Below are 14,827 nucleotides of genomic sequence, written 5' to 3'. Positions count from 1 at the left end.
ATGGCGACGACACTCAAACCGGTGGACGCGGTGGTGGTCGGCTTCGGCTGGACCGGAGCGATCCTGGCCAAGGAGCTGACCGAGGCCGGGCTCAACGTGGTGGCGCTGGAGCGCGGCGAGAACCGCGATACCTATCCCGACGGCGCCTACCCGAACACCCTCGACGAGCTGACCTACAACACACGCGGCAAGCTGTTCCAGAATCTCTCCAAGAGCACCGTGAGCATCCGCCACGGGATCAACGACACCGCGCTGCCCTACCGTCAGCTCTCCGCCTTCCTTCCCGGCGACGGCGTCGGTGGCGCCGGCCTGCACTGGTCCGGCGTGCATTTCCGGATCATGCCCGAGGAACTGCGCCTGCGCAGCCATTACGAGGAACGCTACGGCAAGAAATTCATCCCCGAAGGCATGACCATCCAGGACTACGGGGTCAGCTACGAAGAGCTGGAGCCGCACTTCGATTTCGCCGAGAAGGTCTTCGGCACCTCCGGCACCGCGCATACGGTCAAGGGCCAGGTGGTCGGCAAGGGCAATCCGTTCGCCGCCGACCGCTCGGACGACTTCCCGCTGCCGGCGCTGCGCCAGGTGTACTCCGCGCAACTGTTCCGCAAGGCCGCCGAGGAACTCGGCCTACACCCCTACGACCTGCCGGCGGCCAACGCTTCGGGGCCCTGGACCAACCCCTACGGGGTGCAGATGGGGCCGTGCAACTTCTGCGGCTTCTGCAGCGGCTACGCCTGCTACATGTATTCCAAGGCCTCGCCGAACCTGAACATCCTGCCGGCGCTGCGCCAGACCCCGCTGTTCGAACTGCGCGCCAACTGCAACGTGCTCAAGGTCAACCTCGACAGCGACGGCAGGCAGGCCACCGGCGTGACCTACGTCGACGCCCAGGGGCGCGAGATCGTGCAGCCGGCGAAGCTGGTGATCATCAGCGCCTTCCAGTTCCACAACGTGCGCCTGCTGCTGCTCTCCGGCATCGGCAAGCCCTACGACCCGCGCACCGGCGAGGGCGTGGTGGGAAAGAACTTCGCCTACCAGAACATGGCCACCATCAAGGCGTTCTTCGACAAGGACGTGCATACCAACCCCTTCGTCGGCACCGGCGGTGGCGGCGTGGCGGTGGACGACTTCAACGCCGACAACTTCGACCACGGACCGCTGGGCTTCGTCGGCGGCTCGCCGATGTGGGTCAACCAGGCCGGCTCCAAGCCGATCGGCGGCCTCGCCGTGCCGCCCGGCACGCCGAGCTGGGGCAGCGGCTGGAAACAGGCGGTCAAGGACGCCTACACGCACACCGTGTCGATGGACGCCCACGGCAGCAACATGACCTACCGCGACAACTACCTCGACCTCGACCCGACCTACAAGGACGCCTACGGCCAGCCACTGCTGCGCATGACCTTCGACTGGAAGGACAACGAGATCCGCATGAGCCGCTACGTCACCGAGCACATGCGCAAGATCGCCGAAGCGATGAACCCGAAGGCCATCTCGGTGAGCGTCAAGAACTTCGGCGACCACTTCAATACACGGGTCTACCAGACCACCCACCTGCTCGGCGGGGCGATCATGGGCAGCGATCCGAAGACCAGTGTGCTCAACCGCTACCTGCAGAGCTGGGACGTGCACAACGTCTTCGTCATGGGCGCCTCGGCCTTCCCCCAGGGCACCGGCTACAACCCCACTGGGCTGGTGGCGGCGCTGGCCTACTGGTCGGCCAAGGCGATCCGCGAGCAATACCTGAAGAACCCCGGTCCGCTGGTGCAGGCATGAGGAGCGCAACGATGAAACCGACAGCCTTCCTCGCCCTCTCCGCCCTCGCCTGCGGCATCGCCCAGGCCGCCGCAGCGCCGGACCCGGCCCTGGTCAGGCAGGGTGAATACCTGGCCCGCGCCGGCGATTGCGTGGCCTGCCACACCGCCAGGGACGGCAAGCCGTTCGCCGGGGGCCTGCCGATGGAAACGCCGATCGGCGCGGTGTACTCGACCAACATCACCCCGGACCGCAAGACCGGCATCGGCGACTACAGCTTCGAGGACTTCGACCGTGCCGTGCGCCACGGCGTGGCCAGGTCCGGCGACACGCTCTACCCGGCGATGCCCTACCCGTCCTACGCGCGAGTCAGCGAAGCGGACATGCGCGCCCTCTACGCCTACTTCATGCATGGCGTGGAGCCGGTGGAGCAGCCCAACAAGGCCAGCGACATCCCCTGGCCGCTGTCGATGCGCTGGCCGCTGGCATTCTGGCGCTGGACCTTCGCTCCCGAGGTGAAGGACTTCCAGGCCGCCGCCGGGCAGGACCCGGTGCTGGCGCGCGGCGCCTACCTGGTCGAAGGCCTTGGCCACTGTGGCGCCTGCCATACCCCGCGTGGGCTGGGCATGCAGGAGAAGGCCCTGGCGGCGAGCGATGGCGCGGCCTACCTGTCCGGCAGCGCGCCGCTGGAGAACTGGATCGCCAAGAGCCTGCGCGGCGACCACCGGACCGGACTGGGCAGCTGGAGCGAAGCCGACCTGGTCAGCTTCCTGCGTACCGGCCGCAGCGAGCGCAGCGCGGTGTTCGGCGGCATGTCCGACGTGGTGGTGCACAGCATGCAGTACATGACCGACGCCGACCTCACCGCCATCGCCCGCTACCTCAAGTCGCTGCCGCCGGCGGACCCCGCCGACCAGCCGCACGTCTACGACGAGAGCGTAGCCCAGGCACTGTTCCACGGCGACGACAGCAAGACCGGCGCGGCGCTCTACGTCGACAACTGCGGGGCCTGCCACCGCACCGACGGCAAGGGCTATGCGCGGGTCTTCCCGGCCCTGGCCGGCAACCCGGTAGTGACCGGCAGCGACCCGACCTCCCTGGTGCACATCGTGCTCAAGGGCGGCACCCTGCCGGCCACCCACCAGGCACCGTCGAGCTTCACCATGCCGCCGTTCGGCTGGCGGATGAACGACCAGGAGATCGCCGACGTGGTCAACTTCATCCGCACCAGCTGGGGCAACCAGGCGCCAAGCGTCAGCGTCGACGAGGTCAGGCGCCTGCGCAAGGACACCGGCGCGGCGGCGGTGGGCGACATTCCGCCGCCGGGATCGGCCGCGGCGGATCGCGGCTGAGCGCCAGGCCTGCCATTCCAGCCCCTCTCCCGCTCGCGGGAGAGGGTTGCCATACCAGGCACGGCCACCCCTTCACTCATCTCCCAATCGCACATGCCGCCCCAGCTCGTCGAACAATGCGACCACCGAGCGCAACGCCCGGCAGTCCGGGCGGGTCAGCAGCCACAGGGCGCTGGCGCAGCCCTCGAGGTCGGCGTCCAGTACCCGCAGGCCGTCGCCGTCGCGTAGCAGGTAGGCAGGGATCGCCGCCAGGCCGAGGCCGGCGCGGGCCATCTCGGCGACCGCCAGCACGCCGTTGCAGCGGTAGGCCGGCAGCACCCCAGGATAGTGTCGACGACGCCAGACCACGCTCGGGTGGTCGGGAAGAAAATCGTCCGGGGCGATCCAGTGCAGCATGGCGGGCTCCGTCGCGTCGCGGCCCTCCAGGTAGCGTTCGCTGGCGCAGAGCACGTAGCGCACCTCGCCGAGGTTGCGCCCGACCAGGTGTTCCGGCGGCGTGCGGGTCATGCGCAGGGCGATGTCGGCGTCGCGCCGGCTGAGGTTGGCAAAGTCGTTGGAGGTCGCCAGCTCCAGTTGCAGGGCCGGATAGCCAGGCATGAAGCGCGCCAGCGCCGGCAGCAGCAGGCCATGCAGGACGGCGTCGGAGCAGGTCATGCGCACGGTACCGCTGAGCACCTCGCGCTCCAGTTCGAGGCCGATGCGCGCCGCCTCCAGCGCCTGCTCCGCCAGTTCCGCCTGCTGCGCCAGACGGCGGGCGGTCTGGTTCGCCAGGTAGCCGCTGCGGCTCTTGTCGAACAATGCCTTGCCGAGGTTCTTCTCCAGCCGGCGGATGGCCCGGAAGACCGTCGACACATCGACCCTGAGCAACTCTGCGGCCCGCGCCAGGCTGCCGCCGCGAACCAGGGCGAGGACCAGGGCAAGATCGGCATGGTCCAGGCGATATTGCAGCGGTGCATTCATCTTTTGCATTGGCGCCGATATCGAGTGCAGAAACGCAACTATAGAGTGAGCGCCAGGGCCCGCCAACCGGCGTGGCGAAACTGGAGCGAAAACGGATGTCCACCCCTCCCGCGGCGCCGCTGCGCATTGCCCTGGTCGGCGACCACGACCCGCACATCACCGCCCACCGGGCGATTCCCCTGGCCCTGCGCCTGGCCGGCGAGGCACTCGGCCTGGAGATCGCATTCGACTGGCTGGCCAGCGACCGCCTGCCCGCCGAGCCGGCGCTGGAGCGCTATGACGGGTTCTGGTGCGTGCCGGGCAGCCCCTATCGCGACGCCGACGCGGTGCTGCGCCTGATCGCCCATGCCCGGGGCCGGCGCCGGCCGTTCCTCGGTACCTGCGCCGGCTTCCAGCACACGATCCTCGAGTTCGCCCGCAACGCCCTCGGCTGGCAGGCGGCGACCCATGGTGAGGAGCATCCGCACAGCGACCAGGCGGTGATCACCGCCCTGCCCTGCGCTCTGCTCGAAGCCCGCGAGGAAGTCCGCCTGCTGCGCGGCTCGCGCCTGGCCCTGGCGTATGCCGCCGACTGGATCGAGGCGGACTACCATTGCCGCTACGCAATCGCCCCGCGCTTCGCCGCGGAACTTACCGGCGGCGCACTGCGGGCCAGCGCCTGGAGCGCCGACGGAGCGATCCGCGCGGTGGAGCTGGAACAGCATCCGTTCTTCGTCGCCACCCTGTTCCAACCCGAGCGGGCAGCCCTGGCCGGCGTCCTGCCGCCACTGCCGAAGGCATTCGTCGAGGCGTGCCGGACGCAGCGCCGCGACCGCCCCCGGCGCGGCCCGACACCTTATTACGCAGTGATCTTCAGCTCCCATCGCAGCGCCGTCGACGACGGCTACGCCGAAGCGGCCGAGCGCATGCTGGAACTGGCCAGCCGCCAGCCGGGCTATCTCGGCGTGGAGTCGGTCCGCGGCGCCGACGGTTTCGGCATCACCGTCTCCTACTGGGACAGCGAGGCGGCGATCCGTGCCTGGAGCCGCCACGCGGAGCACCGCGACGCCCAGGCGCGCGGCCGGCACGACTGGTACGCCGGTTTCAGCGCGCGGATCGCCCGGGTCGAACGCGAATACGCCTTCCCGGCTCAGCCGGACACCGCGCAGTCTCCGGCCTCGTCCTGAGCCAGCACCCGGAAGCAGGCCAGGGCCAGCAGCCAGGCCAGCCAGCCGGCGCCGACCGCGACGAGGAAACCGCTGGCGGCGCCGTAGCCCTCCACCACCCAACCGGCCAGCGCCGAGCCCAGGGCCATGCCGATGCCCAGCCCGGTGATGGCCCAGGTCAGGCCTTCGGTGAGGCGCGCCGGGTCCACCGCGCGCTCGACCAGGCCCATGGCCAGGATCATCGTCGGCGCCACGCTGAAGCCGGCCACCAGCACGGTCAGGGCAAGCGCAAGGATGCTCTCCACCCCTAGCAGCGGCATCAGGCTCAGGGCCATCAGCGTAACCATGCAGAGCAGTTGCCGGGAAAGCGCCAGGCGCCAGCGCAGCAGCCCGAACAGCAATCCCGCGAGACATGAGCCGACGGCATAGACCGACAACACCAGGCTTGCCGCAGCCTTGTTGCCGTGCGCCTCGGCGAAGGCCACGCTGACCACTTCCACCGCGCCGAAGATCACCCCGATGGCGGCCAGCACCAGCGCCAGCACGCGTACCGCCGGATAGGCCAGCGCGCTGCCGGCGCGGCGCCGCGGATGGGCATGCAGCGGCGGTTCGGTGCCGCGTTGCAGGCTGAACAGGCTCACCCCGGCGACCAGGAACAGCGTCGCCAACAGCGGCCCCGCCTCGGCGAACCAGCCGACGCTGAGGCTCACCGCCAGCACCGGCCCGATGATGTAGCACACCTCGTCCATCACCGATTCGAAGGAAAACGCCGTGTGCAGCTTCGGCGAGCCCCGGTACAGCTCGGTCCAGCGCGCCCGTACCATGGCCGGCATGCTCGGCATCGCCCCGGCGAGCAAGGCGAACAGGTAGAGCCAGGCATTCGGCGCTCGATAGTGCGTACACAGCAACAGCGCGCTCATCGCCAGGGCGCTGGCCAGCGCGGCCGGGAGCAGCACCCGGCCCTGGCCGAAGCGGTCCACCAGGCGCGATACCTGCGGCGCGAGCAAGGCATTGCAGAACACGAAGGTGGCCGCCACGGTACCGGCCAGCCAGTAGTCGGCATGCACCTGGGAAAGCATGGTGACGATGCCCAGGCCGGTCATCGACAGGGGCATCCGCGCCAGCAGGCCGGCGGCTGAAAAGCCCTTGGCGCCGGGCGCGGCGAACAGTTCGAGATAGGGGTTGCTCATGGAAAGCCTCGGCTGGCCGGCTCCAGCGGAACCGGCGACGACGGGAGAAGACGAAATTCACATACGCTGCGTATGTCAAAAATCATGGAGACATACGCAGCGTATGTCAATTATCCTGAAGCCCCTTCGCCACCCGGAGACCTCGCATGGCCCGCAAGCCTCGCGCCGAGATGATCGAGGAAACCCGCGCCAAGCTGATCGACGCCGCGCGCCGAGCGTTCGCCGACAACGGCTACGCCGGCGCCTCGATGGACGAACTGACCGCCAGCGCCGGCCTCACCCGCGGCGCGCTGTATCACCACTTCGGCGACAAGAAAGGCCTGCTGGCCGCGGTGGTGCAGCAGATCGACGACGAGATGAATCTTCGCCTCGGCGCCATCCTGGCTGCCGGCGAGGACCTCTGGAGCGGCTTCCGTGCCTACAACCGGGCCTACCTGGAAATGGCCCTGGAAGCGGAAATCCAGCGCATCGTCCTGCGCGATGCCCCGGCCATCCTCGGCAGCCCCAGCAGCGAGGCCAGCCAACTGCGCTGCCTAAGCTCGATGACCGGGCAACTGCGCGAACTGATGGACAGCGGGCGGGTCCGCCGCACCGACGCCGAGGCCCTAGCCTGGCTGCTCAACGGCGCGCTGGTGGACGCCGCCCTGCGTATCGCCAACGCCGAACACCCGCCGGAGAGCCTGGCCAGGGCCTGCCAGGCCTTGGACGTGCTGCTCGACGGCCTGCTCATGGAGTGAAAAGCCAATGGACTACCGCATCAGAACCAGCCGCGACGAGGACGCCGCGCTGCTCCCGGCCATCGAGCGCTCAGCCGGGGAAAGCTTCCGCCTGCTGCCCGAGCTGGCCTGGATCGCCGACGCCGGGGTCGCCGGGGTGGACTTCCATCGCCGCCTGATCGAGCGCGGCAGCCACTGGCTGGCGGAAGACGCCGATGGCCAGCCGGTCGGTTTCCTCGCCGCCGAACGCTGCGCCGACGAGTTGCACATCGCCGAGTTGTCCATCGCCCAGGCCCACCAGCAACAGGGCCTGGGCCGCCGCCTGCTGGAGCGCGCGGTGACCTACGCCCACGCCAGCCACTGCCGGGCGCTGACCCTGACGACCTTCTGCGACGTGCCCTGGAACGCGCCGTTCTACGCACGCCTGGGCTTCCAGCGGCTGACCTGGCAGGAAGCCGGCGAGCGCTTGCGCGCGATCCTCGGCCACGAGCAGGAGATCGGCTTCGCCGCCGACAGCCGCTGCGCGATGCGCCTGGTGCTCTAGACGGCGGCAAAGGGCTTGACCGGCGGGTGGCGGGTGACGGTACAGTTGCCAACTGCAACAGGATGTTTCAGCACTGCCCCGGACGGGCTTCCGCTCTCCCTCTTCCCCAGTGTGCCCTTGCATGAGCAGTCAACGCCGAAACTACCGCTTCATCCTTGTCGTCACCCTGTTCGTCCTCGCCTCCCTGGCCGTCTCCGGACGGTTGGTCTATCTCCAGGTCCACGACCACGAATTCCTCGCCGACCAGGGCGACCTTCGCTCGATCCGCGACCTGCCGATCCCGGTCACCCGCGGCATGATCACCGACCGCAACGGCGAGCCGCTGGCGGTATCCACCGAAGTCGCGTCGATCTGGTGCAACCCCAGGGAAATGGCCGCCCACCTCGACGAGGTGCCGCGCCTGGCTGGCGCCCTGCACCGCCCCGCGGCGCCGCTGCTGGCCCAGCTCCAGGCCAACCCGAACAAGCGCTTCCTCTACCTCGAGCGCGGCCTGTCGCCGATCGAGGCCAGCGAGGTGATGGCCCTGGGCATAACGGGGGTACACCAGATCAAGGAATACAAGCGTTTCTACCCCAGTTCCGAGCTGACCGCGCAGTTGATCGGCCTGGTCAACATCGACGGCCGCGGCCAGGAAGGCACCGAACTGGGCTTCAACGACTGGCTGAGCGGCAAGGACGGGGTACGCGAGGTGGCGATCAACCCGCGCGGCTCGCTGGTCAACAGCATCAAGGTGCTGAAGACGCCCAAGGCCAGCCAGGACGTGGCCCTGAGCATCGACCTGCGACTACAGTTCATCGCCTACAAGGCGCTGGAAAAGGCCGTGCTCAAGTTCGGCGCGCACTCCGGCTCGGCGGTCCTGGTGAACCCGAAGAGCGGGCAGATCCTGGCGATGGCCAACTTCCCCTCCTACAACCCGAACAACCGCGCCAGCTTCGCCCCGGCCTTCATGCGCAACCGCACCCTCACCGATACCTTCGAGCCGGGCTCGGTGATCAAGCCGTTCAGCATGTCGGCGGCGCTGGCCTCCGGCAAGTTCGACGAGAACAGTCAAGTCAGCGTGGCACCGGGCTGGATGACCATCGACGGGCACACCATCCACGACGTCGCCCGGCGCGACGTACTGACCATGACCGGGGTGCTGATCAACTCCTCGAACATCGGCATGAGCAAGGTCGCCCTGCAGATCGGACCCAAGCCGATCCTCGAACAGCTCGGCCGGGTCGGTTTCGGCGCGCCGCTGTCGCTGGGCTTCCCCGGCGAGAACCCGGGCTACCTGCCGTTCCACGAGAAATGGTCGAACATCGCCACCGCCAGCATGTCGTTCGGCTACAGCCTGGCGGTGAACACCGCCGAGCTGGCCCAGGCCTACTCGGTGTTCGCCAACGACGGCAAGCTGGTGCCGCTCAGCCTGCTCCGCGACAACCCGCAGAACCAGGTGCGCCAGGCGATGGACCCGCAGATCGCACGGCGCATCCGGGCGATGCTGCAAACCGTGGTGGAAGACCCGAAGGGCGTGGTCCGCGCCCGCGTGCCGGGCTACCACGTGGCGGGCAAGAGCGGCACCGCGCGCAAGGCCTCGGGCCGGGGCTACGCGGACAAGTCCTACCGTTCGCTGTTCGTCGGCATGGCGCCGGCGTCCGACCCGCAACTGGTGCTGGCGGTGATGATCGATTCGCCGACCAGGATCGGCTACTTCGGCGGCCTGGTCTCGGCGCCCACCTTCAGCGACATCATGGCCGGATCGCTACGCGCCCTGGCGATCCCGCCGGACAACCTGCAGGACAGCCCGGCCGTCGCCGACCGCCAGCACCACGGCTGACCGCTGCCTAGCCGTCGTGCTCGCGGCCCTCGGCGTCCAGCCAGTGCGCTCCCGGCCCCTCGGCGGAAAGCTGGTCGCCGGGGTTGCGCAACGGGCAGGCCTGGAGCGACAGGCAGCCGCAACCGATGCAGCCGTCCAGTTGGTCGCGCAACAGCAGCAGCTTGTCGATGCGCTCGGTGAGATCCTCCTTCCACTGCGCCGACAGGCGCGCCCAGTCCGCCGCGCTAGGGCTACGCCCCGCCGGCAGGGTCTGCAGGGCGCGAGCGATCTCCGCGAGGGGAATGCCGACCCGCTGGGCGACCTTGATCACCACCACCCGGCGTAGCGTCTCGCGACTGAAGCGCCGCTGGTTGCCGGCGTTGCGCTGGCTGCTGATCAGCCCCTTGGTTTCGTAGAAATGCAGGGCGGAGACCGCCACGCCGGCACGCCTGGCCAGTTCGCCGACGCTCAGTTCACGAGATGCGCAGGAATTCTTCATGATTGGCTTGACCTCAAGTTTGCTTGAGGTTTTACCCTGGGCCGGCCCTCGACACAAGTCACCCGGAGTAACCCGCCATGCTCATCCCCTCCTCCTACTGCTGCACCGACGATCAGTGCCCGGCCGCTAGCGAGCGGTCGCCGTGCTACGCGCAACTCATCGATATCGAGGTGGAACCCGCCAGCCAGTTGTCGCTGGCGCTGGAACAGAACGCGCACCTGCAACGCCTGGAACGCTGCTTCAGGAACTGCCCGGGCTACCTGTCCGCCAGCCTGCACCCCAGCGAGGACGGCCAGCACGTGCTGAACTACACCTGCTGGCGTTCACGCGAGGACTGCGAACGCGCCTGGCAGGCCCGGGAGGACGCGCAAGGCCCGCTGAGCGCGGGCGTCTGGCGGCTGGGGGCGAAAAGCGTGCGTTTCGAGACCTTCCTGGTCGACGCCGAGGGCTGCTGAGCCCGCCGGCGCCGACGGCCCGTCTCAGAAGGACTTCGGCAGGGAGGCCATGTCGATCACGAAGCGATACTTCACGTCGCTGGCCAGCATCCGCTCGTAGGCCTGGTTGATCTGCTGGATCTCGATCATCTCGATGTCGCAGGCGATCCCGTGGGCCGCGCAGAAATCCAACATTTCCTGGGTCTCGGCGATGCCGCCGATGGCCGAGCCGGCGATCGAGCGGCGTCCCATCACCAGTTGCGCACCGTGCACCGCCGGCTCCAGCGGCTCGAGCAGGCCGACCAGTACGAGGGTGCCGTCGCGCTTGAGGGTCGCCAGATAGGGATTGAGGTCGTGCTGGTGCGGCACGGTGTCCAGGATCAGGTCGAAGCGTCCGGCGACGGCGGCCATCCGCTGTGGGTCGGTGGAAAGGATCACCTGGTCGGCGCCGAGCTGCCGCGCTTCCTCTTCCTTGCCCGGCGAGCGGGTGAACAGGGCCACCTCGGCACCGAGCGCCCTGGCGAACTTCAGGCCCATGTGACCGAGGCCGCCCAGGCCGACCACCGCCACCCGGCTGCCGGGACCGACCTTCCAGTGACGCAGTGGCGAGTAGGACGTGATCCCGGCGCACAGCAGCGGCGCCGCCGCCTTCGGATCGAGCCCCTGGGGAATGCGCAGGACGAACCTGGCCGAGACCACGATGCGCTCCGAGTAGCCGCCGAAGGTCGGCAGGCCGTCGTGGCGGTCGCGGCCGTTGTAGGTCAGGGTCGGGTATTCCGCGCAATACTGCTCCAGGCCCTCGGAGCAGGCGGCGCAGTGCCGGCAGGAGTCGACCATGCAGCCGACGCCGACCAGTTCGCCGACCGCGAAACCGCTCACCGCCTCGCCGACGCTGGCGACCCGGCCGATGATCTCGTGGCCCGGCACCAGCGGGTACAGGCTGTTGTGCCATTCGTTGCGCGCCTGATGGAGGTCCGAGTGGCAGACGCCGCAGTAGAGGATGTCGATCACCAGGTCGTCGGCGCGCGGCGCGCGGCGTTCGAAGCGATGGGCGGTCAGCGGGGTGCTGGCGGACTGGGCGGCGTAGCCGCGGATCTGTAGGGTCATCGGTGTGTCCTCTTCGCAGGATGGCGGGCCGCGACGGCTTGCTGGCGGCGGTCCGTTCGGGGGGCAATTGTTCGCCGGATGGGCGCCGCCGCAGAATGTCCATTCCTGTCGAAGCCTTGCCCATTCGTGCCGATGTTGCGTGCCGCCACTGCCCAGGCGCGCACGGGGTTGCTACGTTTGCCTCCCCTCCTGGAGAAACAGCCAAGGCATGAGCACTACTTCCACCGACATGGCGTCGCTGATCGCCACCCTGCAAGGCGAACCGGGTTTCGACGCCACCCGCATCCCCGGGGTCCGCCTGATGCGCGCCGAACAGGCCTATCCGCGCAGCCCGGTGTTCTATGAGCCGCGCATCTGCATCCTCGCCCAGGGCCAGAAGATCGGTTTCCTCGGCGGCGAAACCTACCGCTACGACGCCGAACGCTACCTGGTGATGTCGGTGCCCCTGCCGTTCGAATGCGAAACCCACGCCTCCGCCGCCGAACCCTTGCTGGGAGTGAGCGTCGACGTGGATATCGGCACCTTGAAGGAACTGCTGCTACAGATGGAAGAGGCTCCCGGCAGCGACGACGACAATGAGCTGGCGCCCAGCGCGCCGATGGCTTCGGTACCGCTGGACGCGGGGATGGCCGATGCGGTGATGCGCCTGCTGGGCTGCCTGCAGAGCCCGCTGGACAGCCATATCCTCGGCCCGCAACTGGTCCGCGAGATCATCTTCCGCGCCCTGCGCAGCGAGCAGGGCAACGCCCTGCGTGCGGTGGCCGGCCGGCACAGCGGCTACGGGCGCATGGCCAGGGCCCTGCGGCGCATCCACACCGACTACGCCAGTGCGCTGGACATCGACACCCTGGCTCGCGAGGCGAACATGAGCGTGTCGACCTTCCACCACAACTTCAAGGCGATGACCTTCACCTCGCCCCTCCAGTACCTGAAGAGCGTGCGCCTGTACAAGGCCTGGAGCCTGATGGTGCAGGACGGGCTGAACGCCAGTACCGCCGCCAACCAGGTCGGCTACGAGAGTCCCTCGCAGTTCAGCCGCGAGTTCAAGCGCTACTTCGGGCGCACGCCGAGCGAGGAAGTCCAGGCCGCCCGCCGCTAGCCGGCGGGAGCGGGGGCGCTTGCAATACATACGGATATCCGTATATTCAGCTTTCCATATATCCAGGAAGGCCCAGCGATGCCCAGCCCCGCCGAAGTGTTCAAGTGCCTGGCCGACGAGACGCGCGTTCGCGCCACCCTGCTGATCGTCGACCAGGGCGAACTGTGCGTCTGCGAACTGATGTGCGCCCTCGCCGACAGCCAGCCGAAGATCAGCCGCCACCTGGCCCAGTTGCGCAGTGCCGGGCTGCTCCTCGACCGTCGCCAGGGCCAGTGGGTGTATTACCGCCTGAACCCTGCGCTGCCGGCCTGGATCCACGAAGTCCTGCAAGTGACCCTGCGGGCCAACGGCGACTGGCTGCAAGCCGACGCAGCGCGCCTGCGCGACATGGACGGCCGCCCGCAGCGCGCCTCCGCCTGCTGCCAATAGCGCGAGCCGCCCCATGCTGATCGCCTTCGCCATCTTCCTGTTCACCCTGGTCCTGGTCATCTGGCAGCCCAGGGGCCTCGGCATCGGCTGGAGCGCCAGCATCGGTGCCCTGCTCGCCCTGGCGCTGGGCAGCGTCGCGCCGGGCGACATCCCGACCGTCTGGAACATCGTCTGGAATGCCACCGCCACCTTCATCGCGGTGATCGTCATCAGCCTGCTGCTGGACGAGGCCGGCTTCTTCGAATGGGCCGCGCTGCACGTCGCGCGCTGGGCTGGCGGCGACGGCCGGCGCCTGTTCGCCTTCTGCGTGCTGCTCGGCGCGGCGGTCTCGGCGCTGTTCGCCAACGACGGCGCGGCGCTGATCCTCACGCCCATCGTGATGTCGATGCTGCTGGCCCTGCGCTTCAGCCCGGCGGCGACCCTGGCCTTCGTCATGGCGGCGGGCTTCATCGCCGACAGCGCCAGCCTGCCGCTGGTGGTCTCGAACCTGGTGAACATCGTCTCGGCCGACTACTTCGGGCTCGGCTTCGGCGAGTACGCCGCGGTCATGCTGCCGGTAAACCTGGTGAGCGTCGCGACCTCCCTGCTGGTGCTGTTCCTCTATTTCCGCCGCGACCTGCCGCCGGTCTATGCGCTGGAGCAATTGAAGCCGCCGCGGGCGGCGATCCGCGACCGCGCGACCTTCGTCGTCGGTGGCTGGATGCTGCTGGTCCTGCTCGCCGGGCTGTTCGCCCTGGAGCCGCTGGGCGTCCCCGTCAGCGCGGTGGCCGCGGCCTGTGCGGCACTGCTGCTGGCGGTGGCCGGGCGCGGGCGGGTGATCTCGACCCGGCGGGTGCTGCGCGAAGCGCCCTGGCAGATCGTGGTCTTCTCGCTGGGCATGTACCTGGTGGTCTACGGCCTGAAGAACGCCGGTCTCACCGACCTCCTGGCGCAGCTCCTGAACCGCCTGGCCGAGCACGGCGTATGGGCGGCCGCGCTGGGTACCGGACTGCTTTCCGCCGCCCTCTCGTCGGTAATGAACAACATGCCCAGCGTGCTGCTCGGCGCCCTGTCGATCCAGGCCAGCGACACCGCCGGCGCGGTGCGCGAAGCGATGATCTACGCCAACGTCATCGGCTGCGACCTGGGTCCGAAGATCACCCCTATCGGCAGCCTGGCGACGCTGCTCTGGCTGCACGTGCTGGCGCGCAAAGGCATGCGCATCACCTGGGGCTACTACTTCAGGGTCGGCGCCCTGCTGACCCTGCCGGTCCTGCTGGCGACCCTTTCGGCCCTGGCCCTGCGCCTGGCCATCTGACGGCCGCCGGCGACGGCGGCAGGAGCATCCCATGCGAGTCCTGTTCATGTGCACGGCCAACAGTTGCCGCAGCATTCTTTCCGAAGCCATGTTCAACCACCTGGCCCCGCCGGGTTTCGAGGCATGCAGCGCCGGCAGCCAGCCCAGCGGGCGGGTGCATCCGCGCAGCCTGGCGACCCTCGAACAGGCCGGCATCGCCACCCACGGCCTGTACAGCAAGGGCAGCGAAGCCTTCGAAGGCGCACCGCCGGACATCGTCATCACCGTTTGCGACGCCGCCGCGGGGGAAGCCTGCCCGCTGTATCTCGGCGCAGCGCTGAAGGCCCATTGGGGCCTGGCCGATCCCTCCGCCCTGGATGGCGACGAAGCCCTGCGGGATGCGGCGTTCCACGCCACCCTGGCACGCATCGAACAGCGTTGCCGAGCCTTCCTCGGCCTGCCCTTCGCTACCCTGGATCGCGACCAGCTCAAGCGTGAGCTGGAGCGCATCGGCTCGCTCTGA

15 protein-coding genes are annotated in these 14,827 nt (G+C 68.8%); 11 read left to right on the top strand and 4 right to left on the bottom strand.

The annotated features are described in order from the left end of the window. Both ACI766_RS14235 and ACI766_RS14230 read left to right on the top strand, forming a co-directional pair. The gene (locus ACI766_RS14235; protein WP_003110747.1) at window positions 1-1,776 is read left to right on the top strand and encodes a GMC family oxidoreductase; all 1,776 of its coding nucleotides are present in this window, start codon (window positions 1-3) and stop codon (window positions 1,774-1,776) included. 11 nt (window positions 1,777-1,787) lie between these two features. Next, window positions 1,788-3,107, top strand: coding sequence for a cytochrome c (locus tag ACI766_RS14230; RefSeq protein ID WP_003113742.1), 1,320 nt, complete (start codon window positions 1,788-1,790; stop codon window positions 3,105-3,107). A gap of 72 nt (window positions 3,108-3,179) precedes the next feature. Here ACI766_RS14230 and ACI766_RS14225 read toward each other — a convergent pair whose 3' ends face one another. Next, window positions 3,180-4,076 (bottom strand): LysR family transcriptional regulator, encoded by an 897-nt coding sequence (locus ACI766_RS14225; protein ID WP_003117815.1) that lies wholly within the window; start codon window positions 4,074-4,076, stop codon window positions 3,180-3,182. Window positions 4,077-4,162: 86 nt separating this feature from the next. Here ACI766_RS14225 and ACI766_RS14220 point away from each other — a divergent pair, with 86 nt between their 5' ends. Continuing rightward, entirely contained in the window at window positions 4,163-5,233 is a 1,071-nt protein-coding gene (locus ACI766_RS14220; RefSeq protein WP_023086253.1) for an antibiotic biosynthesis monooxygenase, read from the top strand. Here ACI766_RS14220 and ACI766_RS14215 read toward each other — a convergent pair. Next, window positions 5,197-6,402 (bottom strand): MFS transporter, encoded by a 1,206-nt coding sequence (locus ACI766_RS14215; protein ID WP_003117816.1) that lies wholly within the window; start codon window positions 6,400-6,402, stop codon window positions 5,197-5,199. The two genes, ACI766_RS14220 and ACI766_RS14215, sit on opposite strands and share 37 nt — an antisense overlap. Window positions 6,403-6,548: 146 nt before the next feature. Between ACI766_RS14215 and ACI766_RS14210 the strand changes: the two genes are divergently transcribed. The 3 genes from ACI766_RS14210 (at window position 6,549) to ACI766_RS14200 (ending at window position 9,481) form a co-directional block, all read left to right on the top strand. Then, window positions 6,549-7,139, top strand: a complete 591-nt coding sequence (locus ACI766_RS14210) for a TetR/AcrR family transcriptional regulator (RefSeq protein WP_003113746.1) — start codon at window positions 6,549-6,551, stop codon at window positions 7,137-7,139. A 7-nt stretch (window positions 7,140-7,146) separates the two neighbouring features. Then, window positions 7,147-7,662: a GNAT family N-acetyltransferase gene (locus tag ACI766_RS14205; protein WP_003089295.1), complete on the top strand. Its 516-nt coding sequence runs from the start codon at window positions 7,147-7,149 to the stop codon at window positions 7,660-7,662. Between the two features lie 121 nt (window positions 7,663-7,783). Continuing rightward, window positions 7,784-9,481 (top strand): peptidoglycan D,D-transpeptidase FtsI family protein, encoded by a 1,698-nt coding sequence (locus tag ACI766_RS14200; RefSeq protein WP_003110751.1) that lies wholly within the window; start codon window positions 7,784-7,786, stop codon window positions 9,479-9,481. A 7-nt stretch (window positions 9,482-9,488) separates the two neighbouring features. On the opposite strand, the gene soxR is transcribed toward ACI766_RS14200, so the two are convergent. Beyond that, complete coding sequence (gene soxR / locus ACI766_RS14195; protein ID WP_003089301.1) at window positions 9,489-9,959, bottom strand: redox-sensitive transcriptional activator SoxR; 471 nt, start codon at window positions 9,957-9,959, stop codon at window positions 9,489-9,491. Between the two features lie 77 nt (window positions 9,960-10,036). On the opposite strand from soxR, the gene pumA reads away from it, so the two are divergent. Further along, on the top strand, window positions 10,037-10,414 hold the full coding sequence (gene pumA / locus ACI766_RS14190) for a monooxygenase PumA (RefSeq protein ID WP_003089304.1): 378 nt from the start codon (window positions 10,037-10,039) through the stop codon (window positions 10,412-10,414). A gap of 24 nt (window positions 10,415-10,438) precedes the next feature. On the opposite strand, the gene ACI766_RS14185 is transcribed toward pumA, so the two are convergent. Further along, window positions 10,439-11,500 (bottom strand): NAD(P)-dependent alcohol dehydrogenase, encoded by a 1,062-nt coding sequence (locus ACI766_RS14185; protein ID WP_058148764.1) that lies wholly within the window; start codon window positions 11,498-11,500, stop codon window positions 10,439-10,441. Window positions 11,501-11,708: 208 nt separating this feature from the next. Here ACI766_RS14185 and ACI766_RS14180 point away from each other — a divergent pair, with 208 nt between their 5' ends. From ACI766_RS14180 to ACI766_RS14165, 4 genes are all read left to right on the top strand, one after another. Continuing rightward, window positions 11,709-12,599: an AraC family transcriptional regulator gene (locus tag ACI766_RS14180; protein WP_003158927.1), complete on the top strand. Its 891-nt coding sequence runs from the start codon at window positions 11,709-11,711 to the stop codon at window positions 12,597-12,599. A gap of 78 nt (window positions 12,600-12,677) precedes the next feature. Next, the gene (locus ACI766_RS14175; protein WP_003089312.1) at window positions 12,678-13,028 is read left to right on the top strand and encodes a metalloregulator ArsR/SmtB family transcription factor; all 351 of its coding nucleotides are present in this window, start codon (window positions 12,678-12,680) and stop codon (window positions 13,026-13,028) included. A 13-nt stretch (window positions 13,029-13,041) separates the two neighbouring features. Beyond that, window positions 13,042-14,325 (top strand): arsenic transporter, encoded by a 1,284-nt coding sequence (locus ACI766_RS14170; RefSeq protein ID WP_003122742.1) that lies wholly within the window; start codon window positions 13,042-13,044, stop codon window positions 14,323-14,325. Window positions 14,326-14,356: 31 nt separating this feature from the next. Continuing rightward, complete coding sequence (locus ACI766_RS14165) at window positions 14,357-14,827, top strand: arsenate reductase ArsC (protein WP_003112098.1); 471 nt, start codon at window positions 14,357-14,359, stop codon at window positions 14,825-14,827.

This window comes from Pseudomonas sp. DL (assembly GCF_047199225.1).
Lineage (GTDB): Bacteria > Pseudomonadota > Gammaproteobacteria > Pseudomonadales > Pseudomonadaceae > Pseudomonas > Pseudomonas aeruginosa.
The sequence above is the reverse complement of the archived record's forward strand: the minus strand, read 5'-3'. Positions and strand labels throughout refer to the sequence as shown.

What these genes read in the sequence shown, in the direction of transcription:
- ACI766_RS14235 (WP_003110747.1), top strand. Translation starts at nt 1, where the DNA reads ATGGCGACGACACTCAAACCGGTGGACGCGGTGGTGGTCGGCTTCGGC.
- ACI766_RS14230 (WP_003113742.1), top strand. Translation starts at nt 1,788, where the DNA reads ATGAAACCGACAGCCTTCCTCGCCCTCTCCGCCCTCGCCTGCGGCATC.
- ACI766_RS14225 (WP_003117815.1), bottom strand. Translation starts at nt 4,076, where the DNA reads ATGCAAAAGATGAATGCACCGCTGCAATATCGCCTGGACCATGCCGAT.
- ACI766_RS14220 (WP_023086253.1), top strand. Translation starts at nt 4,163, where the DNA reads ATGTCCACCCCTCCCGCGGCGCCGCTGCGCATTGCCCTGGTCGGCGAC.
- ACI766_RS14215 (WP_003117816.1), bottom strand. Translation starts at nt 6,402, where the DNA reads ATGAGCAACCCCTATCTCGAACTGTTCGCCGCGCCCGGCGCCAAGGGC.
- ACI766_RS14210 (WP_003113746.1), top strand. Translation starts at nt 6,549, where the DNA reads ATGGCCCGCAAGCCTCGCGCCGAGATGATCGAGGAAACCCGCGCCAAG.
- ACI766_RS14205 (WP_003089295.1), top strand. Translation starts at nt 7,147, where the DNA reads ATGGACTACCGCATCAGAACCAGCCGCGACGAGGACGCCGCGCTGCTC.
- ACI766_RS14200 (WP_003110751.1), top strand. Translation starts at nt 7,784, where the DNA reads ATGAGCAGTCAACGCCGAAACTACCGCTTCATCCTTGTCGTCACCCTG.
- soxR (WP_003089301.1), bottom strand. Translation starts at nt 9,959, where the DNA reads ATGAAGAATTCCTGCGCATCTCGTGAACTGAGCGTCGGCGAACTGGCC.
- pumA (WP_003089304.1), top strand. Translation starts at nt 10,037, where the DNA reads ATGCTCATCCCCTCCTCCTACTGCTGCACCGACGATCAGTGCCCGGCC.
- ACI766_RS14185 (WP_058148764.1), bottom strand. Translation starts at nt 11,500, where the DNA reads ATGACCCTACAGATCCGCGGCTACGCCGCCCAGTCCGCCAGCACCCCG.
- ACI766_RS14180 (WP_003158927.1), top strand. Translation starts at nt 11,709, where the DNA reads ATGAGCACTACTTCCACCGACATGGCGTCGCTGATCGCCACCCTGCAA.
- ACI766_RS14175 (WP_003089312.1), top strand. Translation starts at nt 12,678, where the DNA reads ATGCCCAGCCCCGCCGAAGTGTTCAAGTGCCTGGCCGACGAGACGCGC.
- ACI766_RS14170 (WP_003122742.1), top strand. Translation starts at nt 13,042, where the DNA reads ATGCTGATCGCCTTCGCCATCTTCCTGTTCACCCTGGTCCTGGTCATC.
- ACI766_RS14165 (WP_003112098.1), top strand. Translation starts at nt 14,357, where the DNA reads ATGCGAGTCCTGTTCATGTGCACGGCCAACAGTTGCCGCAGCATTCTT.